Genomic DNA, 21,055 nt, shown 5'->3' on the forward strand with positions numbered 1-21,055 from the left:
GCCGGTTGGCCGTCAGAATTCGGCGACCCCGCCGCCCGCACTCGCGTCGATCACCGCGAAGCGGCTGCCCCCCGCCCGCAGCGATGCAAGCTGCGCCGCAATCTCGTCCTTGAGGTTCCACGGCAGGATGACCACGCGCTCGGGCTTCATGCCGATGAGCGCCTCGGGCGACACGATCGGGATATGCGAACCCGGAAGCAGCCGCCCCTGCTTCTGCGGGTTGCGGTCGGCCACGGCGCGGATCTCGGCCCGGCCCACGCCGCAATAGTTCAGGAAGGTGTTGCCCTTGGCCGCCGCGCCATAGGCCGCGACGGTGGCGCCCGCGGCCCGCGCCTCGGCGAGGTATCGCATGAAGCCCGCGCGCAGCGCCTCGGCCCGCGCAGCGAAGCCCGCATAGGGTGCCGGGCTGCCCAGCCCCGCCGCCGCCTCGCGCGCCCGCACCACTGCTAGGCCCGGGGCCTCGGGATGCGCGGCCGCCTGGTGGCAGGCAAAGACCCGCAGCGATCCCCCATGGGTCGGCAACTCCCCGACGTCGAAGACCCGCAGCCCGGCCGAGGCCAGCACCGCCTCGACCGCCAGGAGCGAGAGGTAGCTGTAGTGCTCGTGATAGATCGTGTCGAACTGCACGCGCTCGATCATGTTCAGCAGGTGCGGGAACTCGAACGTCACCACGCCCTCGGGCGCCAGCACCAGCGGAAAGCCGGCGACGAAGCCGCGGATGTCGGGCACATGCGCCAGCACGTTGTTGGCGGCGATCAGGTCGGCGCGGATGCCCTCGGCCGCCAGCCCGGCCGCGGTCTCGGCATTGAAGAAGGCGACGCGGGTATCGACGCCCCGCCCGCGCGCGACCTCGGCCGCGTGGCCCGCGGGCTCGACGCCGAGCACGGGGATCCCCGCTTCGACGAAATGCCGCAGCAGGTAGCCGTCGTTCGAGGCGACCTCGATCACACGGCTGGCGGGGCCAAGGCCGAACCGCGCGATCATCGCCTCGGCATAGCGGCCCGCATGGGCGACCCAGGAATCCGAGTAGCTCGACAGGTAGGCATAGTCATGCGCGAAGATGTTCTCGGCCGGCGCGTCGTGGTCGAGCTGCACCAGCCAGCACGACTGGCACACCCGCGCATGCAGCGGAAAGCGCTGCTCGGCCGCCACCGCGGCCGGGTCGTCCGGCAGGTAGGAGTTCGCCAGCGGCTGCCGGCCCAGGTCGATAAGCGACAGCTCGAGCCCCGCCCCGCAGAAGCGGCAGGTCGTGCGAATCCCCTGCTCCGTCATGTCCGGCCCTCCGCCTCGGCTGCGCTCTCCGGCGCTCCTGATAGCCAAGCCCCGCGCATGGTGCAATCGCGCCCGGTTGCACCGCCGGGCGGTGGGCCCTATCAGGGAACGGCAGCAGGAGGGGATGTGCGCATGAAGGCGGTGCTTCTGGCAGGCGGGCTCGGCACGCGGATCGCAGAGGAATCGGATCATCGCCCCAAGCCGATGATCGAGCTCGGTGGGCGCCCGATCCTGTGGCACATCATGAAGATCTACGCCCATCACGGCATCACCGACTTCATCGTGTGCTGTGGCTACAAGGGCTACATGATCAAGGAATATTTCGCCAATTACCGCATGCACAACTCGGACCTGACGGTCGATCTCAGCGACGGCTCCCTCAGCTGGCACGCCACCGCGGCGGAACCCTGGCGGGTCACGCTGGTCGACACCGGGCTCGAGACCATGACCGGAGGGCGGCTCCGGCGGATCGCCGCGTATCTCGACCCGGACGAGCCCTTCTGCATGACCTATGGCGACGGCGTGGGCGATATCGACATCTCGGCCCTCGTGGCCTTCCACCGCGGCCATGGCCGGGCGGCAACCCTGACCGCGGTGGTGCCGCCCGGGCGCTATGGCGCGCTCGATTTCGACGGCCAGCGGGTCGCGCGCTTCATCGAGAAGCCGCCGGGAGACAACGCCCTGATCAATGGCGGCTTCTTCGTTCTGCACCCCTCGGTGGTCGACCGGATCGCGGATGACACGACCTCGTTCGAGGGTGCGCCGCTCACGGGCCTTGCCGCCGACGGCGAACTGATGGCCTTCCGCCACACCGGCTTCTGGCGCCCGATGGACACGCTGCGCGACAAGCGCCAGCTCGAGGAGCTCTGGGAGCAGGGCGCGCCGTGGAAAGTGTGGGAATGAGCCGCCTGCCCGATCCCGCCTTCTGGGCCGGCAAGCGTGTGCTGCTGACCGGGCAGACCGGGTTCAAGGGGTCCTGGGCGGCGCTCTGGCTCGCCCAACTTGGCGCCGAGGTGCATGGCCTCGCCCAACTGCCCGAGACCGAGCCCAACCATTTCGACCTCGCCGGCATCGGCAGCGAGATGGACAACCGCATCGCCGATCTCTGCGTGCCCGAGGAAGTCGAGGACGCGGTGATCGCCGCAAAGCCCGACATCGTGCTGCACATGGCGGCCCAGGCGCTGGTGCGCCGCTCGCTGCGCGAGCCGGTCGAGACATGGAAGACCAACGTCTCGGGCACCGCGAACCTGCTGTTCGCTCTGCGCGCGCACGCGCCCGAGGCCACGGTGCTGGTCGTGACCTCGGACAAGGTCTACCGCAACGACGACACCGGCCGCCCCTTCACCGAAAACGACCCGCTGGGCGGCAAGGATCCCTATTCCGCGTCCAAGGCCGCATGCGAGATCCTGGTCGGATCCTGGCGCGCCAGTTTCCCGGGCGCACCGCTCGCCACCGTGCGCGCGGGCAACGTCATCGGCGGCGGCGACTTCTCCGAGAACCGGATCGTGCCCGACATCGTGCGCGCCGTGCGCGACGGCGAGGAGGTGATCCTGCGCCATCCCGAGGCCACGCGCCCCTGGCAGCATGTGCTCGACTGCCTGTGCGGCTATTTCCTGCACCTCGAGGCCCTCGCCGCGGGCCAGGACCTGCCGGCGCTGAACATCGGCCCCTCCCCCGAGGGCGTCACCACGGTCGCCGAAGCCGCCGAGACGATCTCGGGACTGCTCGGCGGCGCCGGCTGGCGGCACGAGCCGGTGCCGGGCTCGGTCGAGGCGCGCATGCTCGCGCTCGACAGCACGCTCGCGCGCCGCAGCCTCGGCTGGAGCGACTGGCTGCCCGGACGTGCCGGGCTGGAATGGACCGCCGAATGGTACCGCGCCTGGCTCAAGGACAAGGCGATGGCTGCCGTCAGCCGGGCCCAGATCGAGGCCTATATGTCCGACACGGCCGAGACATGCGACTGATCCCGCAGGCGATCCCCGACGTCCTGCTGGTCGAGGGCGAGCCTGCCGGCGACGCCCGCGGCTGGTTCGCGCGGCTCTGGTGCGCCGAGACCTTCGCCGCGGCGGGCGTGGACTTCCGCCCCAGCCAGATCAGCCAGTCGATGAACGCCGAGGCCGGGACCCTGCGCGGCCTGCATTTCCAGCACGCGCCCCATGCCGAGGCCAAGCTGGTGCGCTGCCTGCGCGGCCGGGCCTGGGACGTGGCGGTCGACCTGCGCGAGGACAGCCCCACCCGTCACCGATGGGTCGGGGTCGAGCTGAGCCCGGGCGGGCGCCGCGCGGTGCTGATCCCCAGGGGCTTCGCCCATGGCTTCATCACGCTCGAGCCCGGGACCGAGTTGCTCTACATCACCGACCACCCATGGACGCCGGGCGCCGAGGGCGGGCTGAGATGGGACGACCCGGCGCTGGCGATCGACTGGCCGGCCGAGCCGCGCGTCCTGTCGGACCGCGACCGCGGCCACCCTCTGATCGGCGCAGGAGACGCCAAGTGACCGAGACCGAAACCCTTCTCGCGCGGCTCATCGCCTTTCCCACGGTCTCGCGCGACCCGAACCGGCAACTCATCGACTGGGTGGCCGAGACCCTCGCGGCGGCGGGGATCGAGTCACGCATCATCCCCTCGCCCTGCGGGCACAAGGCCAATCTCCTCGCCACGATCGGGCCGGGCGACCGCCCCGGCGTCATGCTGTCGGGGCACACGGACGTGGTGCCGGTGGATGGCCAGGACTGGACCCGCCCGCCCTTCGAACTGACCGAGGGCGACGGCCTGCTCTATGGCCGCGGTACCGCCGACATGAAGGGCTTCGTCGCCTGCGCCATGGCCGCCGCGCGCGCCGCCGCCGGGCGCCGGCTGGCAGCACCGCTGCATCTCGCCTTCTCCTATGACGAGGAACTGGGCTGCCTCGGCGTCCACAGCCTGATCGACATGCTCGACGCGGCCGAGGTCAGGCCCACCTTCTGCATTGTCGGCGAGCCGACGTCGATGACCGTCGCCACGGGCCACAAGGGCAAGGTCGCGATCCGCGCCACCTGCCGCGGGCGCGAGGCGCATTCGGCGCTGGCTCCGACCGGCCTCAACGCGATCCACCTGGCGTGCGACCTCGTGGCCGCGATCCGGGCCGAGCAGGCCCGCATCGAGGCGACCGGCACGCGCGACGGCGACTACGACATCGCCTACACCACCCTGCATGCCGGCCGCATCGAGGGGGGCGTTGCACTCAACATCGTGCCCAACCGCGCGGTGCTGGACTGGGAGGTGCGCAACCTCGCCGAGGACGACGCGGCCGAGATCGTGGACCGGATCCGCGCCGCCGCCGACGCGCTCGTCGCCGGGGCCCGGCGCCATGCGCCCGAGGCGGCGATCGAGTTCGAGGAGCTGTTCGCCTACCCCGGCCTCGGCACCGGGCGCGAGGCCGAGGTGGTGCGCTTCGTGCAGGGCCTGACCGGCGGCAACGCGACGATCAAGGTCGCCTTCGGGACCGAGGGCGGGCTCTTCTCGGCCCGCCTCGGGGTTCCCACCGTGATCTGCGGGCCGGGCTCGATGACCCAGGGCCACAAGCCCAACGAGTTCGTCAGCCGCGACCAGCTGGGGCGGTGCGACGCGATGCTGGCGCGGCTGGTCGAGCGGCTGGAAGCCGGGCTCTGATCCCGCACCACCATCAGCGTGAAAGTCGCCACGTGGAGCACGCCTGTGCATGGCGCGACACATGCCCATGCTTGTTACTGTTTTATATCAAACGCTTAGTCACGCTTTCACGCGTGAAAGCGGGGCGGCGCTTCATTCCTCGGGCGACATGATCTCGACCTCGGCGCCCTCGCGGATCGCGGTGTAGAAGCACGCGTGGCGATTGGTGTGGCAGGCCGGACCGGTCTGGTCGACGATCAATAGCAGGCAGTCGCGGTCGCAATCGACGCGCATCTCGACCAGCCGCTGGACATGGCCCGAGCTCTCGCCCTTGCGCCAGAAGGACTGGCGCGAGCGCGACCAGTAGGTGACCCGCCCCGTCGCCAGGGTCTCGGCGACGGCGTCGGCGTTCATCCAGGCAAGCATCAGCACCGCGCCCGTCTCCTCCTCCTGCGCGATCGCGGGGATCAGGCCCCGCGCGTCGTAGCGAAGGGTGGCGGGATCGAAGGCGATCGGGGCCGGGCGGTCGCTGTCGGGGGTCATCGGTCTTCCCTTGCTGGGCGCCCCCGCAAGGGCGCTTTGATCTTCCGGGGGCTTTTACACGGCGCGCCGAGGCGCTATCTAGCCCCAACGAGCCTTGGAGCATGCCCATGACCGCCGTCACCTCGGACCTGATGAAGCTCTACTCCGACCGCATACTCGCGCTGGCGGCCGATATCCCGCATATCGGGCGGCTCGAGGGACCGGCGGGCTCGGCCATGAAGCGCTCGCCGCTTTGCGGCTCGACGGTCACGGTCGACGTGAAGCTCGCGGACGGCAAGGTCTCCGGATTCGCCCAGGACGTGAAGGCCTGCGCACTCGGCCAGTCCTCGGCCTCGGTGCTGGGCTCGGCGGTAATCGGGCTGGGCCGCGACCAGATCCAGCGCGGCCGCGACCAGCTTTGCGCCATGCTCAAGCAAGGCGGCCCCGTGCCCGACGCGCCCTTCGATGGGCTCGAGGCGCTGCTCCCGGCGCGCGATTACAAGAACCGCCACGCCTCGATCCTGCTGTCGTGGGACGCGACGCTGGCGGCGATCGACGCCGCCGCGGCCGCCTGAACGCCGCACCGTCCTCTTCCCGCTCGCCCCGCCGCCGCTCCGCGCCACACTCCCGACCGGCTCGTCTCACGCCCACCCGCCGCATCCGCGCGGGGTAGGTCCAAAAGGCGCATCCGCCACGCATCCGGGGGCGGATCACCGCTTGACGCTTGTCAGCCCCAATCGCGCGGCTTATCCAATTCTAGGCCCGACATGAAACGATCGGGCGCGTGAGGCAGGATTCCCGGGCGAGCAGCCGACCCTGGGCCGCTTCGCGACCAAAATCACCGCAAGACCGGGACGAAACAACAGCAAGGGACGATCATGGCCTCCTCACTCATGGCCCTGCCGCCGCTTCTTGGCGCCGTCGGGCTGGGCTTTGCCTACCTCCTCTACACCATGGTGATGAAGTATCCCGAGGGCGAGGCGAGCATCAAGAAGATCGCCGACCAGATCCATCTGGGCGCAATGGTCTTCATGAAACGCGAGTACTCGATCCTCGTGGTCTTCGTGGCGGTGATCGTCGCGCTGGCCTGGATGTTCCTCGGCGCGAGCACTGCGATCGCGGTCGTGACGGGGGCGCTGTCGTCCTCGATCGCCGGCTGGCTCGGCATGTACGCGGCGACGAAGGCGAACGTGCGCACCGCGACGGCGGCCAAGGGCGAAGGCGCGGCAAGCGCGCTGACCGTCGCCTTCTTCGGCGGCTCGATCATGGGCCTGTGCGTCGCCTCGCTGGGCCTGATCGGCCTTGGCGGCCTGTTCTGGTTCCTCGGCGGCGAGGTGCATTCGCTCGAGGGCTTCGGCGTGGGCGCGTCGAGCGTGGCGCTCTTCTCGCGCGTCGGCGGCGGCATCTACACCAAGAGCGCCGATGTCGGCGCCGACCTCGTCGGCAAGGTCGAGGCCGGCATCCCCGAGGACGATCCCCGCAACCCGGGCGTGATCGCCGACAACGTGGGCGACAATGTCGGCGACGTGGCGGGCATGGGCTCGGACATCTTCGAATCCTATTGCGGCGCGATGATCGCGACCATCGCCATCGCCGCTACCATGACCGGCGTCACCGGGCAGGCCGAGTTGCTGATCCTGCCGCTTGTGCTGGCGAGCGTGGGCCTGATCTCGTCGATCGCCATGATCTTCGTGGTGCGCAAGCGGTCCGACCAGGCGCCGGCCGCGGCGCTGAGGACCGGCACGCTTGGCGCGCCGCTGATCTTCGTCGCGCTCGCCTTCGTGGTCATCAAGGCCATGGGCCTGGGAACCGAGATCTGGCTCGCGGTGGTCGCGGGCGCCGTCGGCGGCGTGATCGTCGGGCTCGTCACCGAGTACTACACCGGTGGCGCGCCGGTGGTGAAAATCGCCCGCTCGGGCGAGACCGGTCCGGCCACGGTGATGATCACCGGGCTCGCGGTCGGCATGCAGTCGGTGGTGCTGCCGCTCCTTGCCATCGCCGGGATCGTGTTCGTCTCGACCTGGCTCGCCGGGCTCTACGGCGTCGGCATCGCGGCGGTCGGCATGCTCTCGACGGTCGGTATCACGATGGCCATCGACGCGTATGGACCGGTCGCCGACAACGCCGGCGGCATCGCCGAGATGGGGGGCATGGGCAAGGAGGTGCGCGAGATCACCGACTCGCTGGACGAGCTGGGCAACACCACCGCGGCGATCGGCAAGGGCTTCGCCATCGGCGCGGCGGCGCTGGCCGCGCTGGCGATCATCGCCGCCTTCGTCGAGACGGTGTCGCACCACAAGGACGGCTTCGATCTCGAACTCTCGGACCCGCAGGTGATCGTCGGCCTCTTCATCGGCGGCACCATCCCGCTGCTGATTGCCTCGCTTACCATGACGGCGGTGGGCGATGCGGCCTTCGACATGATCAACGAGATCCGCCGCCAGTTCCGCGAGATCCCGGGACTGCTCGAGGGCAAGGCCGAGCCCGACACCGCGAAATGCGTCGACATCGCCACCCAGGCCGCCCTCAAGCGCATGATGCTGCCGGGCACGATCGCCGTCCTTGCGCCGCCGCTGGTGGGCTTCCTGATCAGCCCCGAGGCGCTTGGCGGCATGCTGGCCGGCGGCCTTCTGGGCTGCGTGCTGATGGCGCTGATGATGGCCAACGCGGGCGGGGCCTGGGACAACGCCAAGAAGCATGTCGAGAAGGGCAACCTTGGCGGCAAGGGCAGCCCCACGCACGCCGCCGTCGTCGTCGGCGATACCGTGGGCGACCCGTTCAAGGACACCTCGGGGCCCTCGATGAACATCCTGATCAACGTGATGGCCATCGTGAGCCTGGTGATCGCGCCGCTGCTCTGACACGGCGCAAGCGAAAGGGGGCCCGGGCTCGCGCCCGGGCCTCGTGCATTTTCAAGGTGACGCCGCGCGCGCTGGCATGCTCGGCATGCGACCCAATTGTGCATTGCAGCGTGATTCCGCCGCGCCTATAAGCGCCGGCGACCGGCCCGAAACCGCGGATCAGGACAGAACACATGAGAATCGACGCCATCCCCACCGGCAAGAACCCCCCGGAAGAAGTCAACGTCATCATCGAGGTGCCGGTCGGCGGCGAGCCGATCAAGTACGAGCTGGACAAGGAATCGGGCACGCTGTTCGTCGACCGCTTCCTGTACACGCCGATGCGTTATCCCGGGAACTACGGCTTCGTGCCCCACACCCTGTCGGAAGACGGCGATCCGATCGACGTGCTGATCGCGAACACGCGCCCGCTGGTGCCTGGCTGCGTGATCAGCTGCCGCCCGATCGGCGTGCTGGTGATGGAAGACGAGAAGGGCAAGGACGAGAAAGTCGTCGCCGTGCCCACGACCAAGATCACCCGCCGCTGGGAGAAGGTGCAGGACTTCAGCGACCTGCCCGAGATTACGCGCGATCAGATCAACCACTTCTTCGAGCACTACAAGGATCTCGAGCCCGGAAAGTGGGTGAAGGTCGAGTCCTGGGGTGACGCGGCGCGCGCGAAGGAAATGATCGTCGAGGCGATCGAGCGCTACAAGGCGGAGGCGTAAGCCTCCCCGAGCGCCCTGACGCTCCGAACTTCGTGGACACCCCGGCCCGCGCTGGGGTGTTCGCGTTTTCGCGCCCGTCTTGCGTCACGAGAAGCCTGGGTCCTGTGGCTTGCGTCCTGTGCCCGGGGCTGATCCACTGACGCTCGTGCCAGTGGGATGCCGATGATGAATGACGCCAAGATCGAGGAATTTCGGTCGATCCTTACCGCGCGCCGCGACGAGTTCGTCGCCGCCGAGGCCTCGACCGAGGCCGACCGCGCCCCGGTCGAGCTCGATCAGCAATCGGTCGGCCGGCTCAGCCGAATGGACGCGCTGCAGGTGCAGGCCATGGCGCTCGAGCAGTCGCGCCGGCGCTCGGCCGAGATCCGGCGGATCGATGCCGCGCTGGCACGGATCGATACTGGCGACTACGGCTGGTGCCTCGATTGCGACGAAGAGATCGGCGAGAAGCGCCTGCGCCTCGACCCCGCCGCCCCATTCTGCGTCGACTGCGCCGGCGGCCGCTGAGGCGGCGCTTGGCAAGGCCCGCGCCTGTCGCTAGAGACATGCCCATCGCAGCGGGGGTGAGCCATGATCTACCGGACGGCTGAAGAGTATCTGGGCGCGCCGCAGAAGGCCGTGGCGCTTTTCGGCATGTCCGGCCTTGGCAAGACCCGGATCGCCGCGATGCTGCGCGCGGAAGCCGACTGGTTCCACTACTCGATCGATTTCCGCATCGGCACGCGCTACATGGGCGAGCACATCGTCGACAATTTCAAGCGCGAGGCGATGCGCAACCCGTTCCTGCGCCAGCTGCTGCGCTCGGACTCGATCTACATCGCCTCGAACATCTCGTTCCAGAACCTCGCGCCGCTCTCGACCTATCTCGGCAAGCCCGGAAACCCCGAAAAGGGCGGCATCCCCTTCGAGGAATACGTCAAGCGCCAGCGCCAGCACCGCGAGGCCGAGATCGCCGCACTGCAGGACACGCAGCGCTTCATTGAAAAGGCGCGGGACATCTACGGCTATGCGCATTTCATGTGCGACACGGGCGGCTCGATCTGCGAGGTGGTGGATCCCGAGGACCCCGCCGACCCGGTCCTGACCGCGCTTTCGGACTGCGTGCTGCTGGTGCAGATCCGCGGCACCGACGCGCTAGAGAGCGAGCTCGTGCGCCGCTTCGAGAAGGCGCCGAAGCCGATGTACTACCCCGAGGACTTTCTCAGGGCGTCGTGGGCGCGCTATCTCGACGAGATGGGTGTCGAGGAATGCGCGGTCGATCCCGATCACTTCATCGCCTGGGGTTTCAGGCGCCTGCTGGCGCATCGCGTGCCGCGCTATGCGGCCATCGCGCGCAACTGGGGCGTCAGCGTCGAGGCGGCCGAGATCGCCGCGGTGCAGACGCCCGACGACTTCGACCGCCTTATCGCCACGGCGCTGGAGCGGCAAGACTGAGCGGCAGCGAAGAGCAGGCGGCGGCCCTGCGAGGTTGCGCGGGGGGGCCGACTGCCCCTATGTATCGCCCTCCCCGATACGCCTGAGTGAACGGACCCCTGCAGATGCCGATCAAGATGCCCGCCGAGCTGCCCGCCCACGACGTGCTGCGCGCCGAGGGCGTGATGGTCATGTCGGAGGAGACCGCGCTCAGGCAGGACATCCGGCCGCTGCAGATTGCGCTGCTCAACCTGATGCCGAACAAGGCGCGCACCGAAACACAGTTCGCGCGACTGATCGGGTCGACGCCGCTGCAGATCGAGCTCACGCTGATCCGGATGTCCGAGCACCGCTCGAAGAACACCGCACCCGAGCACATGGACGCGTTCTACCACCCCTTCTCGGACGTCGAGGATCGCAAGTTCGACGGGCTGATCATCACCGGCGCGCCGATCGAGCTGCTGGACTTCGAGAAGGTCACCTACTGGGCCGAGCTGAGCCGCATCTTCGAATGGACGCAGGTCAACGTGCATTCGACCTTCGCGATCTGCTGGGGCGCGCAGGCGATGCTGCACCACTTCCATGGCGTCGCGAAGCATGCGCTGGCAAAGAAGGCGTTCGGGTGTTTCCGCCACTTCAACCGATCGCCCGGCTCGCCCTATCTGCGCGGCTTCTCGGACGACTTCATCATTCCCGTGAGCCGCTGGACCGAGATCCGCGAGGCCGAGCTGCCGACCGATGCCGGGCTGCAAGTGCTCATGAGCGCTCCCGAGACCGGTCCCTGCCTAATCGAGGATCCCGAGCACCGCGCGCTCTACATGTTCAACCACATCGAGTACGACACGACCTCGCTCAAGGAAGAATACGACCGCGATGCCGCGCGGGGCGAGCCGATCGACGTTCCGGTGAACTACTTCCCGAACAACGACCCGACCCGCGCGCCCGAGAACCGCTGGCGCAGCCATGCGCATCTGCTGTTCGGCAACTGGATCAACGAGGTCTACCAGAGCACGCCCTACGACCTGGCGAACATCGGCGGCATCGCGGACCGCTGAGCGCGGTCAAACCGTCGTATGACGCCGCGCGGTCTCGGCGCCGGGACCGACGCGCATCAGCCGCATCTCGCCGAGACCGCGGATCTCGTGCATGCCGAGATCGGTCAGCGAGAAGTCGTCGATGAGGGCGGTTTTCATCTCGTCCGGCGCCACGATCGACATCGGGCTGGCAAAGGCCTGAAGCCGCGCCGCCATGTTCACCGCGGGGCCAAAAACGTCGTAGACATATTTCTGGATGCCCACGACCGAGCCGACCGCCGCGCCAGTGCCCAGACCGATCCGCGCCTCCCACTTGTGCGGGTGGCTCTGGTTGCGGCGCTCGAGATAGCGGATGAAGCGGATCGCGCATTGCGTGACGGCGCGGGCGTGATCGGGAGAAGGCTCGGGCATCCCCGCCACCGCCATGTAGGCGTCGCCGATGGTCTTGATGCGCTCGCACCCGTATTGTTCCGAAATGCGATCGAAGGCGGTGAACACGTCGTTGAGCTCGTGCAGCGTCACCGTGGGATCGGTTTGCGCCGCAAAGGCGGTAAACCCTACGAAATCGAGCATCAGGACCGAGACCGACGGGTAGAGCTGGGGCGTGACCACGCCAAAGCTCTTGAACTCCTCGTAGACCGAGCGCGGCATGATGTTGAGCAGCAGGCGCTCGACCCGCTCCTTCTCGCGCTCGAGCTCACGCGTGTTGCGCTCGACCATGCTCGAATAGCTGTCGATCATCGACTCGAGCTCACGGATACGGGTGACGTTTTGGCACTCGATGACCAACAGGCGCTCGCCCTCCGCTTCCGCGGGCGACACGGCCAGCGCGATCGACAGGGTCCGGCGCTTGGGCTTGATCGTGATCTCGCCATCGAAGCGGCCTGCCTCGGCGATCGAGGCACGCAATGCGGCGGGGTCGAGGCCGGGAAGCGCCTCGACGGCGTCCGTTCCGGCCGCGGGCTCGCCGAACCACTCGGCAAAGGCGCCATTGTGGAAGATGAGCTTGAGGTCCCGCTCGCGCGCGATCGCAACGCCCACCCCGATGGCACGCAGCAGGCGCTCGTTGATCGCCGTGATGCTCATCAATCGCCCTTGGTCACGATGGGCGCCCGCCGCGCCTCGATCTCGGACATCACCAGTTGGATGTCGCCGGGTGCAAAGCCATGCTCGCCCAGGGCTTCGGCCAGGAGCCGCGCCATCTCGTCGTAATCGGCATGGCTAAGATCCAGGGGGGCATGGACCTGCCGCAGCCGCTCGTCCGAATAGGACGCGGGCCCGCCCAGGATTGCAGAGATGAACTTCGTCTGGTGATCGATCAGGCGCTTCATGTCGACCGACTCGAAATAGTCGCCGATCTGGTCCGACTCCAAAGCCTTGTCGTAGAATGTCATGACGACACGACTGACAGTTCGGAAGCCACCGCATTTTTCGTAGAGCGTCTTGGACATGCAGTCTCCCGCAAGCTCGCCGAGACATTGGGAGCCCGGAAAACAATAATCCTTGATGCTTGCGAAAGCCAAGCGCGATCCCCCGGAGCCCTTGCACGGCAGCCCGGAGACCCTAGTTGGGATCGGTGAGTTGACGGAGAGCCAGATGCGCCGACGCGAATTCATGGCAGGTGCCTGCGCAACGGCCCTCGTGTCGGGCTGTGCGCCGCCGTATGCCACGGACGCGGCCGAGCGCGCCTTTCCCCCGATCGGCGATTTCGTCGAGGTCGAGGGGCTGCGGATCCATGCCTGGCAGTCGGGGCCGCGCTCGGGCACGCCCGTGGTCCTGGTTCACGGTGCCAGCGGCAACCTGCGCGACTGGACCTTCTCGATCGCGCCCGAGATCGCGCAGACGCACCGCGTCATCGCCTTCGACCGTCCCGGGTTCGGGTATTCCGACCGGCCGCAAACCGATGATGCTGCCGACCCGTCCGTCCAGGCCGCGATCCTGCGCGCGGCCTCGCAGAAGCTGGGCGCCGAACGGCCCGTGGTGGTCGGCCATAGCTGGGGCGGCGCGCTTGCGATGGCCTGGGCGATGGACGCCCCGGCCGAGACGACGGGCATCGCCTCGGTCTCGGGCGTCACGATGCCCTACACCGGCGTTGCGCGGGTGTTCGAAGCGCTCGGGATGTCTGGCGCAGTGGCCTGGCTCTATACCGAGTACATGAAATCCGTCGCGGAAGACGGCGGGATCGAGCGTTTCATCGACCGCGTCTTCCGGCCGCAGCAGCCGCCAGAGGGTTACCTCGATTATGTCGGCGCGCCGCTGGCCCTGCGCAAGGCGACGCTCGCGGCCAACGCCGACGACATCGCCGCCCTCAACGCGGCGCTGCGCCGAATGGCGCCCGGATACGGTGACCTGGCCATGCCGGTCGAGGTGATCCACGGGCAGGAGGATTTCATCGATCCCGAACGCCAGTCGATTGCCCTGTCCAAGGCGTTGCCACGGGCTCGCCTGACACTGCTCGATGACGTCGGCCACATGGCCCATCATGCCGCGCCCGGCACCCTGATCGAGGCGATTGCACGCATTGAAGCCGCGTCGCGAACCGACGGCACCCTCGACGCGGACGCCCGCCGCGCCTAGGCTCGTGGTCCGACACGGAAGCTGAGCGCGAGGGAAAAGGATGGGTGACGAGGTTTTCGCCAAGCCATTCGATGGTGCCATTTCGGCCTATTACGGCGATGGTTTTCCGGCGCCGCTGCGCCGGCGCATCAGGGATGCGAAGAAGGGCGAGATCCTCGCGGACAGCTACCCGCACGAGAGTCGAATGGACAGCAAGGCCTACGAGAAGAGGATGGCCGAGCTCCAGATCGAGCTGGTGAAACTCCAGTACTGGGCCCGCGCGTCAGGCGCGCGCATCGCCGTGGTATTCGAGGGGCGCGATGCCGCCGGCAAGGGCGGTTCGATCAAGCGCTTTACCGAGAACCTCAACCCCCGCGGCGCCCGCGTGGTCGCGCTTTCCAAACCCTCGGATATCGAACGCGGTCAGTGGTACTTCCAGCGCTACATCCAGCACCTGCCCGGCCCCGGCGAGATCGTGCTGTTCGATCGCAGCTGGTACAACCGCGCGGTCGTCGAGCGCGTCTTCGGCTTTTCCAGCGACGAGGAGCGCGCGCTCTTCTACGAGCAGGTCAACGAGTTCGAGCACATGCTGGTGAAGGACGGCATCCGGTTCTTCAAGATATGGCTGACGGTGAGCCGCGCCGAGCAGATGCGCCGGATGCTGGCGCGCGAGGCCGACCCGCTGAAGCAGTGGAAGCTCTCGACGATCGATGTCGAGGGCTTGCGCAGGTGGAATGACTACTCGGTGGCGATCACGGACATGTTCCGCCACACCCACAGTGTTCATGCGCCCTGGCACGTCGTGCGCGCCGATGACAAGCGCCGGGCGCGGATCGCGACCCAGCAGGTCGTGCTGAGCGCCATCGAGTACGAGCACCGCGACAAGGACGTCGCCCAACGTCCCGACTCCGCGATCGTGGCGGGTCCCGAGATCATGCCTGCAGGGGAAAGCTGACGGGTCAGGCCTTGATCGCGCCGCAAGACGTGGCCACATCAGCCTCCCCAGAACCCCAGGCGCAAGGACCCCGCATGGGACTTCCCGATCCCGACCGCGACCCGCAATTCTACGCCGGCGTGCCGCTTCGGCGATTCTTTGCCTTCGTGGTCGACACGATCGTGACGCTGGTGATCATGTCCGCCGTGGGCATGGTCATCGCGCTGCTGGGGGTCCTTACCCTCGGGGTCGGCTTTCTCGCGATGCCGCCGGCATTCGCGCTCGTCGCGTTCCTCTACCGGTTCACCATGTTGCGCGAGCGCTCGGCCACGCTGGGCATGTTGCTTGCGGGCATCGAGCTGCGCGGGCCGACCGGCGCACGTCTGGACGGGCCGCTCGCCGCGGTGCACACGCTCGCCTTCCTCGCGACCCTATTCATTCCAATTCTGCTGCTCATCGGGGCCGCGCTGATGGTGTTCAATCCACGCCGCCAGATGCTGCACGACCTGCCGCTGGGCACGGCCATGATCAACAGGCCCGAGTAAGCCCCGGCGCAAAGCCACACTCCGGATTTCTGGCTTGCCGCCGTGGATTTCCGCCGATGACAGCGCGTCATTCGATGTTATCGTGGGAGGCGGAGGAATGGCTCGGATCGGGTACCGATGTCGCACCACGAAAGCGCACTGAAGGCACAATTCTATCTCACCGCGCCCCAGCCCTGCGCCTACCTGAGCGGGCGAGAGGAGCGGAAGGTCTTCACGACCCTGCAGGGCACGAACGCGGTGGCGGTGAACAACGCGCTGTCGCTGCGTGGCTTTCGCCGCTCGCAGTCGGTGATCTACCGCCCTGCCTGCGTCGGATGCTCGGCCTGCATGTCGATCCGCATCCCGGTCGACGCCTTCCGGCCGTCACGCGCCCAGCGCCGCACGATTTCACGCAATGCCGACCTCGAGCGCCGCACCTGCGAGGCGTGGGCGACCGAGACGCAGTTTCGCCTGTTCCGGCGCTATCTCGACAGTCGCCACGCCGATGGAGGCATGGCGGATATGGACGCCTTCGACTACGCGTCGATGGTGGATGAGACACCCGTCAACTCGACCGTGGTCGAGTATTGCCGGCCGGATCCCGCGAGCGGCGCCACGTCACTGTTGGCGGCGTGCTTGTCCGACATCCTCGCCGACGGCCTGTCGATGGTCTACTCGTTCTTCGAGCCCGGCGAGACGGCGCGAAGCCTCGGCAGCTACATGATCCTCGACCATATCAACCTGGCGCGAGAGATGGGGCTGCCCTTCGTCTACCTGGGCTACTGGGTCTCCGAGAGCCCGAAGATGCACTACAAGGTCGGGTATCGCCCGTTCGAACTGTGCGACGGCACCAACTGGCGCCGTTTCCCGAGCGTCGACGAGTTCCGCACATGGCGCGCCGCGCGCTTCACGGCATCGCGCGACCCGTTGGTCGACTGACCCGCCGAGCTTCGGGCTCACCAGAATTTGCCGTGCGCGTCACTGACTGGGGCGCTGCGCCTTGAGCACGTCGAGGTCGATACCAAAGGTGACCGCGCCGATCGGCTCGCCCGAAGCGGGATCGACCACCGTCATGCTCACCTGCGTCTGGTATTTCTGGGTGCTGTCGTCGAACTCGATCTCGCTGACATGCACCGCGCCAGGCCCCTTCAGGAAGGTCTCCTGGTACTTCGCCTCGTCGCCCTGGTAATAATCAGAGGTCGGATCGCTGATCGCGACGTTAAGCCCGTATTTGTCCATCACGATGATCTCGGTGATCACCCCGTTGGACAGTTCGCGCCGATCGCGAACGATGACCGAAGCCTGCCGGTCGAGGAGGTCGAAAATCATCGGGCCCCGGCCGTTCTCGGCAATCCATGTCTCGTCGAGGAACTTGATCTTGCCGGCGCGGATGCCGTCGTTCTTCTCATTTTGCTCGTTGAGCGCGTAGACGATGACCGGATCGGTGATCCACGTCTGAAGGTCGCCCTCGGCAACGCGCTTCACGTCGTCTGCGAAGTCCGGAACACTCTGCGCCATTGCGCCCGATGTTCCGAGGAGAAGAACCGCGAGCGCGGCGGCGGTCGATGCTTTCATGATCGGCTCCAGCAACAAGCTTCCCGCACGGCTTGCAGCGGACTTGTCCGCACCGCGCCCCGGAGGAGCCGACCGGGTTGCCGGGCGCCGATCGCCTGCCGTGCTTGCCGTCAGAGACTCGAACGCGACGGGATGGACTCCCGCATCTTCCGACTTTGTCATCTTCCCAGCGTCTCCCTCGCAACGGATCCTACGCATCTTCAAAACATCTGTCGACATTTTGGTCTGTTTCAGGCGGCGCGCGGGCGTGATGAAGGCGCCGGGGCTGCCGGAGGCCCGGGTCATCTTTCGTAAAGAGATTGATCGTAGCCTGCGACGCCGATCCGGTCGGGATTCTCGCATGATGCACGCATCGCAACTATCGCGCCGAATGGTCCGCGGCTTTGCCGCGGCCCTCGCGCTGATCGCAGGCGTGCATGTCATCAGTTTCGCCGCCGGCTCGATGCTCGACGCCGACGAGCGCGCAAGGCTGTCCGAGCACGCAACGCTCGACCGCGCGGGAAGCCTCGTCGCCCGCGTGGCATTGCTTGCTAGCGAGATGACCGGGGCCGGCGCAGCGGACCTGCGCGAGAGATTGCGGAACACCACCGCGGAACTGGAGGATTTGTCGAGCAGACTGCCCGGTCCGGCGGCGGCGCAACTGGCTGAGCTTGCCGCATCATCGCTTGCGCTGAGCGCGGCGCAGCCCGGCGCTTCGCCGACTTCGACCGGCACCGTTCTGCGCGCGCAGGCGATCGACGCGCTCGCGAACCTCGACGCCGCGGCAACACGCGCGGCCGAGGCGGCAGGGCATGCCGGCGCCCGGGCCGAGCGGATGGAGGCGGTCGGGCTCCTTTCTGTCCTCGCCGCGGTGGGGGTGGTCGCCGTCGCGATCCTGCGGCCCCTCCTGAGCGAAGTGATGCGCGTCACCCGTGCGCTCGAGGAAGCGCGCGAGCAGCTTGCCCATTCGGCGCTGCACGACCATCTGACGGGACTTCCGAACCGCCGCTACGTCGAGGAGCATCTGCGCCGGACCCTGGCGGCGGCAAGCCGCAGCGGTGAGATGGTAGCCGTCCTCCAGATCGATCTCGATGGGTTCAAGCAGATCAATGACCGCTTCGGACATGCGGTGGGCGATTCGGTCCTGGTGGCCGTCGCCCGACGCATGTCGTCGGTCATCCGCCGCGCCGATTTTCTTGGCCGCATCGGCGGGGACGAATTTGTCGTGGTCGCGACCGAGGCACGCAATCCGCGCGGGCTCGCGAACCTTGCGCGGCGATTGACGCAGATCCTGAGCCAGCCGATCGAGGTCGATGCAGTCTCCTGCACGCTCGGCGCATCTGTCGGCATCGCGCTGTCTCCGCCGCTCGATGCGGAACCGGAGCGTTTGCTTAGCCAGGCCGACGCAGCCCTCTATGCCGCCAAGGCCGAGGGGCGGGGCCTCTTCCGGTTTCACCCGGACGCACAGGTTTTCCTCGATGTGCACTATCCAAAGATGGCGCCAGCCATCGTGAGAGGAATGCGCGCGGTCTGACAGCCCCGGCAAAGCCTCGCCCACCGTGGCGTGCGGCCAGATCACGAGGCGTTACCGAGGGTCGATCCGGCAATAGCGCGTTGTCATGGTGTAGTCTTTTCGCGGCCCTGCAACGATCCAGTGGCTGGTCCAGCTCTCGGCTGCAAAAGAATAATTCACCTCGTAGCGATCCGCTCCGCACAGGTGCAGCCCCTGCGGCGCGGCAAGCCGAAACGAATGGAAAGGACGCCCGTCGTCATAGGCGACATGGATCGCACCATCGGAGGCAAAGCCCCAGAAGGTCGTCCGGCCCGCAGCAAAGTCGCGCCCCGCGAAACGAAGGACGCCACTCTCGCTGCAGACCAGAACCTCGTCCGGCCCCGCATCCGGCGGCCCAGATGCGTTGCCCGGCCCGCTCGCGGGCCCGCGCGGCGACGGCGGCCAGTCGATCGGCCCGGGACCGGCACCAGACGATGACGGGTCGCGAGAGGCGTCACGCAGACCCTCGGCCGCCGGCGCGGCCGTGAATTCCGCCTCACCCCAGAATTCGCCGAACGCCCCCGCAACATGGTCGTCGATCAGACGAACCATCTGCCAGCGTCCAAGGAAATAGGCGGCGGTCGCCAGTCCGGTTGCCTCGCTCATGGCCGTCTGCTACCCCACGCCGCGCATCCCCCGCAATGTCGTCGAGGACCGGCCAAAGATGATTCCGCGCTATTCCCGCCCTGAAATGACCGCGATCTGGGAGCCGGCGACCCGCTTCCGCATCTGGTTCGAGATCGAGGCCCACGCCTGCGACGCGCAGGCACAGCTCGGCGTGATCCCGAAATCCGCGGCCGAGGCCGTCTGGAAGGCGAAGGACGTGGACTTCGACGTCGCGCGGATCGACGAGATCGAGCGCGAGGTCAAGCACGATGTGATCGCCTTCCTCACGCACCTGGCCGAGTTCGTGGGGCCGGAGGCGCGCTTCGTGCACCAGGGCATGACCTCGTCGGACGTGCTCGATACCTGCCTCAACGTCCAGCTCACGCGCGCCGCCGATATCCTGATCAAGGACATGGACGCGCTCCTCGCCGCGCTCAAGCGCCGTGCCTTCGAGCACAAGGACACGGTCTGCATCGGCCGCAGCCACGGCATCCATGCCGAGCCGGTGACCTTCGGCCTGAAGATGGCACAGGCCTATGCCGAGATGGAGCGCAACCGCGACCGCCTCGTCGCCGCGCGGACCGAGGTCGCGACCTGCGCGATCTCGGGTGCGGTCGGAACCTTCGCCAACATCGACCCGCGCGTCGAGGAGCACGTCGCCAAGGCCATGGGCCTGCGGCCCGAGCCCGTCTCGACCCAGGTTATCCCTCGCGACCGCCACGCGATGTTCTTCGCCACGCTTGGCGTCATCGCCTCATCGATCGAGCGGCTCGCCACCGAGATCCGACACCTGCAGCGCACGGAGGTTCTCGAGGCGGAGGAATATTTCAGCCCCGGCCAGAAGGGCTCCTCGGCGATGCCGCACAAGCGCAACCCGGTGCTCACGGAGAACCTCACGGGACTGGCCCGGATGGTGCGCGCTTATGCCCTCCCGGCGATGGAGAACGTGGCGCTGTGGCACGAGCGGGACATCTCGCATTCCTCGGTCGAGCGCATGATCGGCCCCGATGCAACGGTGACGCTGGACTTCGCGCTCGTGCGCCTGACGGGCGTGATCGACAAGCTGGTCGTCTATCCCGACAACATGGCGCGCAACCTCGACAAGTTCCGTGGCCTCGTCCACTCGCAGCGGGTGCTGCTGGCGCTGACGCAGAAGGGCGTGAGCCGCGAGGATTCCTACCGGCTGGTCCAGCGCAACGCCATGAAGGTCTGGGAACAGGGCGCCGACTTCATGGCCGAGCTCAAGGCCGACCCGGAGGTCCGCGCGGCGCTGAGCGATGCCGAGATCGAGGAGAAGTTCGACCTCGGCTACCACACCAAGCATGTCGACACGATCTTCGCGCGGGTGTTCGGGGATTCTTGACCTTTCCGCCCCAGGGTCAGGCTGCGGGCCGATGCCCGCGCTGGCCTGGGGAGGCGGAGAATGCGAGCGAGACGATACCTTGTCGGGCTGGCGCTACTGCTGAGCGGTTGCGCCGGCCTGCTCGAGGGCGACGATCAGACGGTCCTCCTGATCAGCACGCCGCCGGGTGCCGGTTGCGATGTCTTTCGCGACGATGCATTGATCGCCTCGATCGCCCGAACACCGATGAGCGTCCAGATTGCGGCGAGCCCGCGGCCCATGACGGTGACCTGCGCAATGCGCGGGTATCCGCCTGCATCCGTCGAGGTTACATCCTCCAACGGGATCGGCACCCTGGGCACATGGCTCGTCGGCGGCCCGGTGGGCCGCACGATCGACTCGGCGACGCTGACCGACTTCCGCTATCCCGGCACCATCCTCGTCGAAATCTTTCCTCCGCCGGTGAGGTACGGCCCTCTGCCGCTGGCGCACTGAGCGCCTGCGGGACGGCGGCTCAGGCGTCGATAAAAACGGCCCGCTTGCCCCGA

General features: G+C 67.7%; 23 protein-coding genes. 17 read left to right on the plus strand and 6 right to left on the minus strand.

Translation table 11 applies throughout. The annotated features are described in order from the left end of the window. Positions 1-12 precede the first annotated feature (12 nt). Entirely contained in the window at positions 13-1,272 is a 1,260-nt protein-coding gene (locus H0I76_RS06880; protein ID WP_200608622.1) for a class I SAM-dependent methyltransferase, read from the minus strand. Positions 1,273-1,404: 132 nt separating this feature from the next. Between H0I76_RS06880 and rfbF the strand changes: the two genes are divergently transcribed. The 4 genes from rfbF to argE are packed head-to-tail and all read left to right on the plus strand — an operon-like array spanning position 1,405 to position 4,923. After that, positions 1,405-2,175, plus strand: coding sequence for a glucose-1-phosphate cytidylyltransferase (gene rfbF, locus H0I76_RS06885; protein ID WP_200608624.1), 771 nt, complete (start codon positions 1,405-1,407; stop codon positions 2,173-2,175). Beyond that, positions 2,172-3,236, plus strand: coding sequence for a CDP-glucose 4,6-dehydratase (gene rfbG / locus H0I76_RS06890; RefSeq protein WP_200608626.1), 1,065 nt, complete (start codon positions 2,172-2,174; stop codon positions 3,234-3,236). The genes rfbF and rfbG overlap by 4 nt, the downstream gene beginning before the upstream one ends. Next, positions 3,227-3,769 carry a dTDP-4-dehydrorhamnose 3,5-epimerase gene (rfbC, locus tag H0I76_RS06895; protein ID WP_200608628.1) on the plus strand — a complete coding sequence of 181 codons (543 nt, stop codon included), beginning with the start codon at positions 3,227-3,229 and terminating at the stop codon, positions 3,767-3,769. Before rfbG ends, rfbC begins: the two co-directional genes overlap by 10 nt. After that, positions 3,766-4,923: an acetylornithine deacetylase gene (gene argE, locus H0I76_RS06900; RefSeq protein WP_325166412.1), complete on the plus strand. Its 1,158-nt coding sequence runs from the start codon at positions 3,766-3,768 to the stop codon at positions 4,921-4,923. The genes rfbC and argE overlap by 4 nt, the downstream gene beginning before the upstream one ends. Positions 4,924-5,055: 132 nt before the next feature. On the opposite strand, the gene hisI is transcribed toward argE, so the two are convergent. Continuing rightward, positions 5,056-5,445, minus strand: a complete 390-nt coding sequence (gene hisI / locus H0I76_RS06905; RefSeq protein WP_234455156.1) for a phosphoribosyl-AMP cyclohydrolase — start codon at positions 5,443-5,445, stop codon at positions 5,056-5,058. Between the two features lie 107 nt (positions 5,446-5,552). Between hisI and H0I76_RS06910 the strand changes: the two genes are divergently transcribed. The 6 genes from H0I76_RS06910 (at position 5,553) to metA (ending at position 11,460) form a co-directional block, all read left to right on the plus strand. Then, complete coding sequence (locus H0I76_RS06910) at positions 5,553-5,999, plus strand: iron-sulfur cluster assembly scaffold protein (RefSeq protein WP_200608632.1); 447 nt, start codon at positions 5,553-5,555, stop codon at positions 5,997-5,999. A gap of 303 nt (positions 6,000-6,302) precedes the next feature. After that, a complete protein-coding gene (locus H0I76_RS06915; RefSeq protein WP_200608634.1) occupies positions 6,303-8,285 on the plus strand; it encodes a sodium-translocating pyrophosphatase in 1,983 nt (660 codons plus the stop codon). Positions 8,286-8,458: 173 nt separating this feature from the next. Next, the gene (ppa, locus tag H0I76_RS06920; RefSeq protein ID WP_200608636.1) at positions 8,459-8,992 is read left to right on the plus strand and encodes an inorganic diphosphatase; all 534 of its coding nucleotides are present in this window, start codon (positions 8,459-8,461) and stop codon (positions 8,990-8,992) included. 165 nt (positions 8,993-9,157) lie between these two features. Continuing rightward, on the plus strand, positions 9,158-9,499 hold the full coding sequence (locus H0I76_RS06925) for a TraR/DksA family transcriptional regulator (protein ID WP_200608638.1): 342 nt from the start codon (positions 9,158-9,160) through the stop codon (positions 9,497-9,499). A 63-nt stretch (positions 9,500-9,562) separates the two neighbouring features. Continuing rightward, positions 9,563-10,426, plus strand: coding sequence for a polysaccharide deacetylase family protein (locus tag H0I76_RS06930; protein WP_200608641.1), 864 nt, complete (start codon positions 9,563-9,565; stop codon positions 10,424-10,426). A gap of 104 nt (positions 10,427-10,530) precedes the next feature. Further along, on the plus strand, positions 10,531-11,460 hold the full coding sequence (metA, locus tag H0I76_RS06935) for a homoserine O-acetyltransferase MetA (protein ID WP_200608815.1): 930 nt from the start codon (positions 10,531-10,533) through the stop codon (positions 11,458-11,460). A gap of 6 nt (positions 11,461-11,466) precedes the next feature. On the opposite strand, the gene H0I76_RS06940 is transcribed toward metA, so the two are convergent. Further along, positions 11,467-12,525 (minus strand): adenylate/guanylate cyclase domain-containing protein, encoded by a 1,059-nt coding sequence (locus H0I76_RS06940; protein ID WP_200608643.1) that lies wholly within the window; start codon positions 12,523-12,525, stop codon positions 11,467-11,469. Continuing rightward, positions 12,525-12,890 (minus strand): truncated hemoglobin, encoded by a 366-nt coding sequence (locus tag H0I76_RS06945; protein ID WP_200608646.1) that lies wholly within the window; start codon positions 12,888-12,890, stop codon positions 12,525-12,527. The genes H0I76_RS06940 and H0I76_RS06945 overlap by 1 nt, the downstream gene beginning before the upstream one ends. 145 nt (positions 12,891-13,035) lie before the next feature. Here H0I76_RS06945 and H0I76_RS06950 point away from each other — a divergent pair, with 145 nt between their 5' ends. The 4 genes from H0I76_RS06950 to H0I76_RS06965 all read left to right on the plus strand — a co-directional run bounded on the left by H0I76_RS06950 (position 13,036) and on the right by H0I76_RS06965 (position 16,392). Next, positions 13,036-14,016, plus strand: a complete 981-nt coding sequence (locus H0I76_RS06950) for an alpha/beta fold hydrolase (protein ID WP_200608647.1) — start codon at positions 13,036-13,038, stop codon at positions 14,014-14,016. 40 nt (positions 14,017-14,056) lie between these two features. Beyond that, a complete protein-coding gene (ppk2, locus tag H0I76_RS06955; RefSeq protein ID WP_200608649.1) occupies positions 14,057-14,950 on the plus strand; it encodes a polyphosphate kinase 2 in 894 nt (297 codons plus the stop codon). A gap of 74 nt (positions 14,951-15,024) precedes the next feature. Further along, positions 15,025-15,474 (plus strand): RDD family protein, encoded by a 450-nt coding sequence (locus H0I76_RS06960; protein ID WP_200608651.1) that lies wholly within the window; start codon positions 15,025-15,027, stop codon positions 15,472-15,474. 117 nt (positions 15,475-15,591) lie between these two features. Next, a complete protein-coding gene (locus H0I76_RS06965; RefSeq protein ID WP_200608653.1) occupies positions 15,592-16,392 on the plus strand; it encodes an arginyltransferase in 801 nt (266 codons plus the stop codon). Between the two features lie 39 nt (positions 16,393-16,431). On the opposite strand, the gene H0I76_RS06970 is transcribed toward H0I76_RS06965, so the two are convergent. Further along, entirely contained in the window at positions 16,432-17,028 is a 597-nt protein-coding gene (locus H0I76_RS06970) for a PDC sensor domain-containing protein (protein ID WP_200608655.1), read from the minus strand. Here H0I76_RS06970 and H0I76_RS06975 point away from each other — a divergent pair. Then, entirely contained in the window at positions 17,027-18,541 is a 1,515-nt protein-coding gene (locus H0I76_RS06975; RefSeq protein ID WP_200608657.1) for a GGDEF domain-containing protein, read from the plus strand. The two genes, H0I76_RS06970 and H0I76_RS06975, sit on opposite strands and share 2 nt — an antisense overlap. 51 nt (positions 18,542-18,592) lie before the next feature. On the opposite strand, the gene H0I76_RS06980 is transcribed toward H0I76_RS06975, so the two are convergent. After that, positions 18,593-19,165: a DUF6314 family protein gene (locus H0I76_RS06980; protein WP_200608659.1), complete on the minus strand. Its 573-nt coding sequence runs from the start codon at positions 19,163-19,165 to the stop codon at positions 18,593-18,595. Between the two features lie 58 nt (positions 19,166-19,223). On the opposite strand from H0I76_RS06980, the gene purB reads away from it, so the two are divergent. Continuing rightward, positions 19,224-20,528, plus strand: coding sequence for an adenylosuccinate lyase (purB, locus tag H0I76_RS06985; protein WP_200608817.1), 1,305 nt, complete (start codon positions 19,224-19,226; stop codon positions 20,526-20,528). Between the two features lie 60 nt (positions 20,529-20,588). Beyond that, positions 20,589-21,002, plus strand: a complete 414-nt coding sequence (locus H0I76_RS06990) for a hypothetical protein (protein ID WP_200608661.1) — start codon at positions 20,589-20,591, stop codon at positions 21,000-21,002. Positions 21,003-21,055: the final 53 nt, after the last annotated feature.

This window comes from Thermohalobaculum xanthum, assembly GCF_016623495.1.
GTDB lineage: Bacteria > Pseudomonadota > Alphaproteobacteria > Rhodobacterales > Rhodobacteraceae > Thermohalobaculum > Thermohalobaculum xanthum.

Excerpts from the sequence above, each read along its gene's own strand:
- H0I76_RS06925 (WP_200608638.1), top strand. The coding sequence starts at position 9,158 with ATGAATGACGCCAAGATCGAGGAATTTCGGTCGATCCTTACCGCGCGC.
- H0I76_RS06940 (WP_200608643.1), bottom strand. The coding sequence starts at position 12,525 with ATGAGCATCACGGCGATCAACGAGCGCCTGCTGCGTGCCATCGGGGTG.
- H0I76_RS06910 (WP_200608632.1), top strand. The coding sequence starts at position 5,553 with ATGACCGCCGTCACCTCGGACCTGATGAAGCTCTACTCCGACCGCATA.
- H0I76_RS06970 (WP_200608655.1), bottom strand. The coding sequence starts at position 17,028 with ATGAAAGCATCGACCGCCGCCGCGCTCGCGGTTCTTCTCCTCGGAACA.
- ppa (WP_200608636.1), top strand. The coding sequence starts at position 8,459 with ATGAGAATCGACGCCATCCCCACCGGCAAGAACCCCCCGGAAGAAGTC.
- H0I76_RS06980 (WP_200608659.1), bottom strand. The coding sequence starts at position 19,165 with ATGAGCGAGGCAACCGGACTGGCGACCGCCGCCTATTTCCTTGGACGC.
- H0I76_RS06990 (WP_200608661.1), top strand. The coding sequence starts at position 20,589 with ATGCGAGCGAGACGATACCTTGTCGGGCTGGCGCTACTGCTGAGCGGT.
- metA (WP_200608815.1), top strand. The coding sequence starts at position 10,531 with ATGCCGATCAAGATGCCCGCCGAGCTGCCCGCCCACGACGTGCTGCGC.
- H0I76_RS06880 (WP_200608622.1), bottom strand. The coding sequence starts at position 1,272 with ATGACGGAGCAGGGGATTCGCACGACCTGCCGCTTCTGCGGGGCGGGG.
- ppk2 (WP_200608649.1), top strand. The coding sequence starts at position 14,057 with ATGGGTGACGAGGTTTTCGCCAAGCCATTCGATGGTGCCATTTCGGCC.
- hisI (WP_234455156.1), bottom strand. The coding sequence starts at position 5,445 with ATGACCCCCGACAGCGACCGCCCGGCCCCGATCGCCTTCGATCCCGCC.
- H0I76_RS06975 (WP_200608657.1), top strand. The coding sequence starts at position 17,027 with ATGATCGGCTCCAGCAACAAGCTTCCCGCACGGCTTGCAGCGGACTTG.
- H0I76_RS06930 (WP_200608641.1), top strand. The coding sequence starts at position 9,563 with ATGATCTACCGGACGGCTGAAGAGTATCTGGGCGCGCCGCAGAAGGCC.
- rfbG (WP_200608626.1), top strand. The coding sequence starts at position 2,172 with ATGAGCCGCCTGCCCGATCCCGCCTTCTGGGCCGGCAAGCGTGTGCTG.
- H0I76_RS06950 (WP_200608647.1), top strand. The coding sequence starts at position 13,036 with ATGCGCCGACGCGAATTCATGGCAGGTGCCTGCGCAACGGCCCTCGTG.
- purB (WP_200608817.1), top strand. The coding sequence starts at position 19,224 with ATGATTCCGCGCTATTCCCGCCCTGAAATGACCGCGATCTGGGAGCCG.
- rfbF (WP_200608624.1), top strand. The coding sequence starts at position 1,405 with ATGAAGGCGGTGCTTCTGGCAGGCGGGCTCGGCACGCGGATCGCAGAG.
- H0I76_RS06965 (WP_200608653.1), top strand. The coding sequence starts at position 15,592 with ATGTCGCACCACGAAAGCGCACTGAAGGCACAATTCTATCTCACCGCG.
- H0I76_RS06915 (WP_200608634.1), top strand. The coding sequence starts at position 6,303 with ATGGCCTCCTCACTCATGGCCCTGCCGCCGCTTCTTGGCGCCGTCGGG.
- rfbC (WP_200608628.1), top strand. The coding sequence starts at position 3,227 with ATGCGACTGATCCCGCAGGCGATCCCCGACGTCCTGCTGGTCGAGGGC.
- H0I76_RS06960 (WP_200608651.1), top strand. The coding sequence starts at position 15,025 with ATGGGACTTCCCGATCCCGACCGCGACCCGCAATTCTACGCCGGCGTG.
- H0I76_RS06945 (WP_200608646.1), bottom strand. The coding sequence starts at position 12,890 with ATGTCCAAGACGCTCTACGAAAAATGCGGTGGCTTCCGAACTGTCAGT.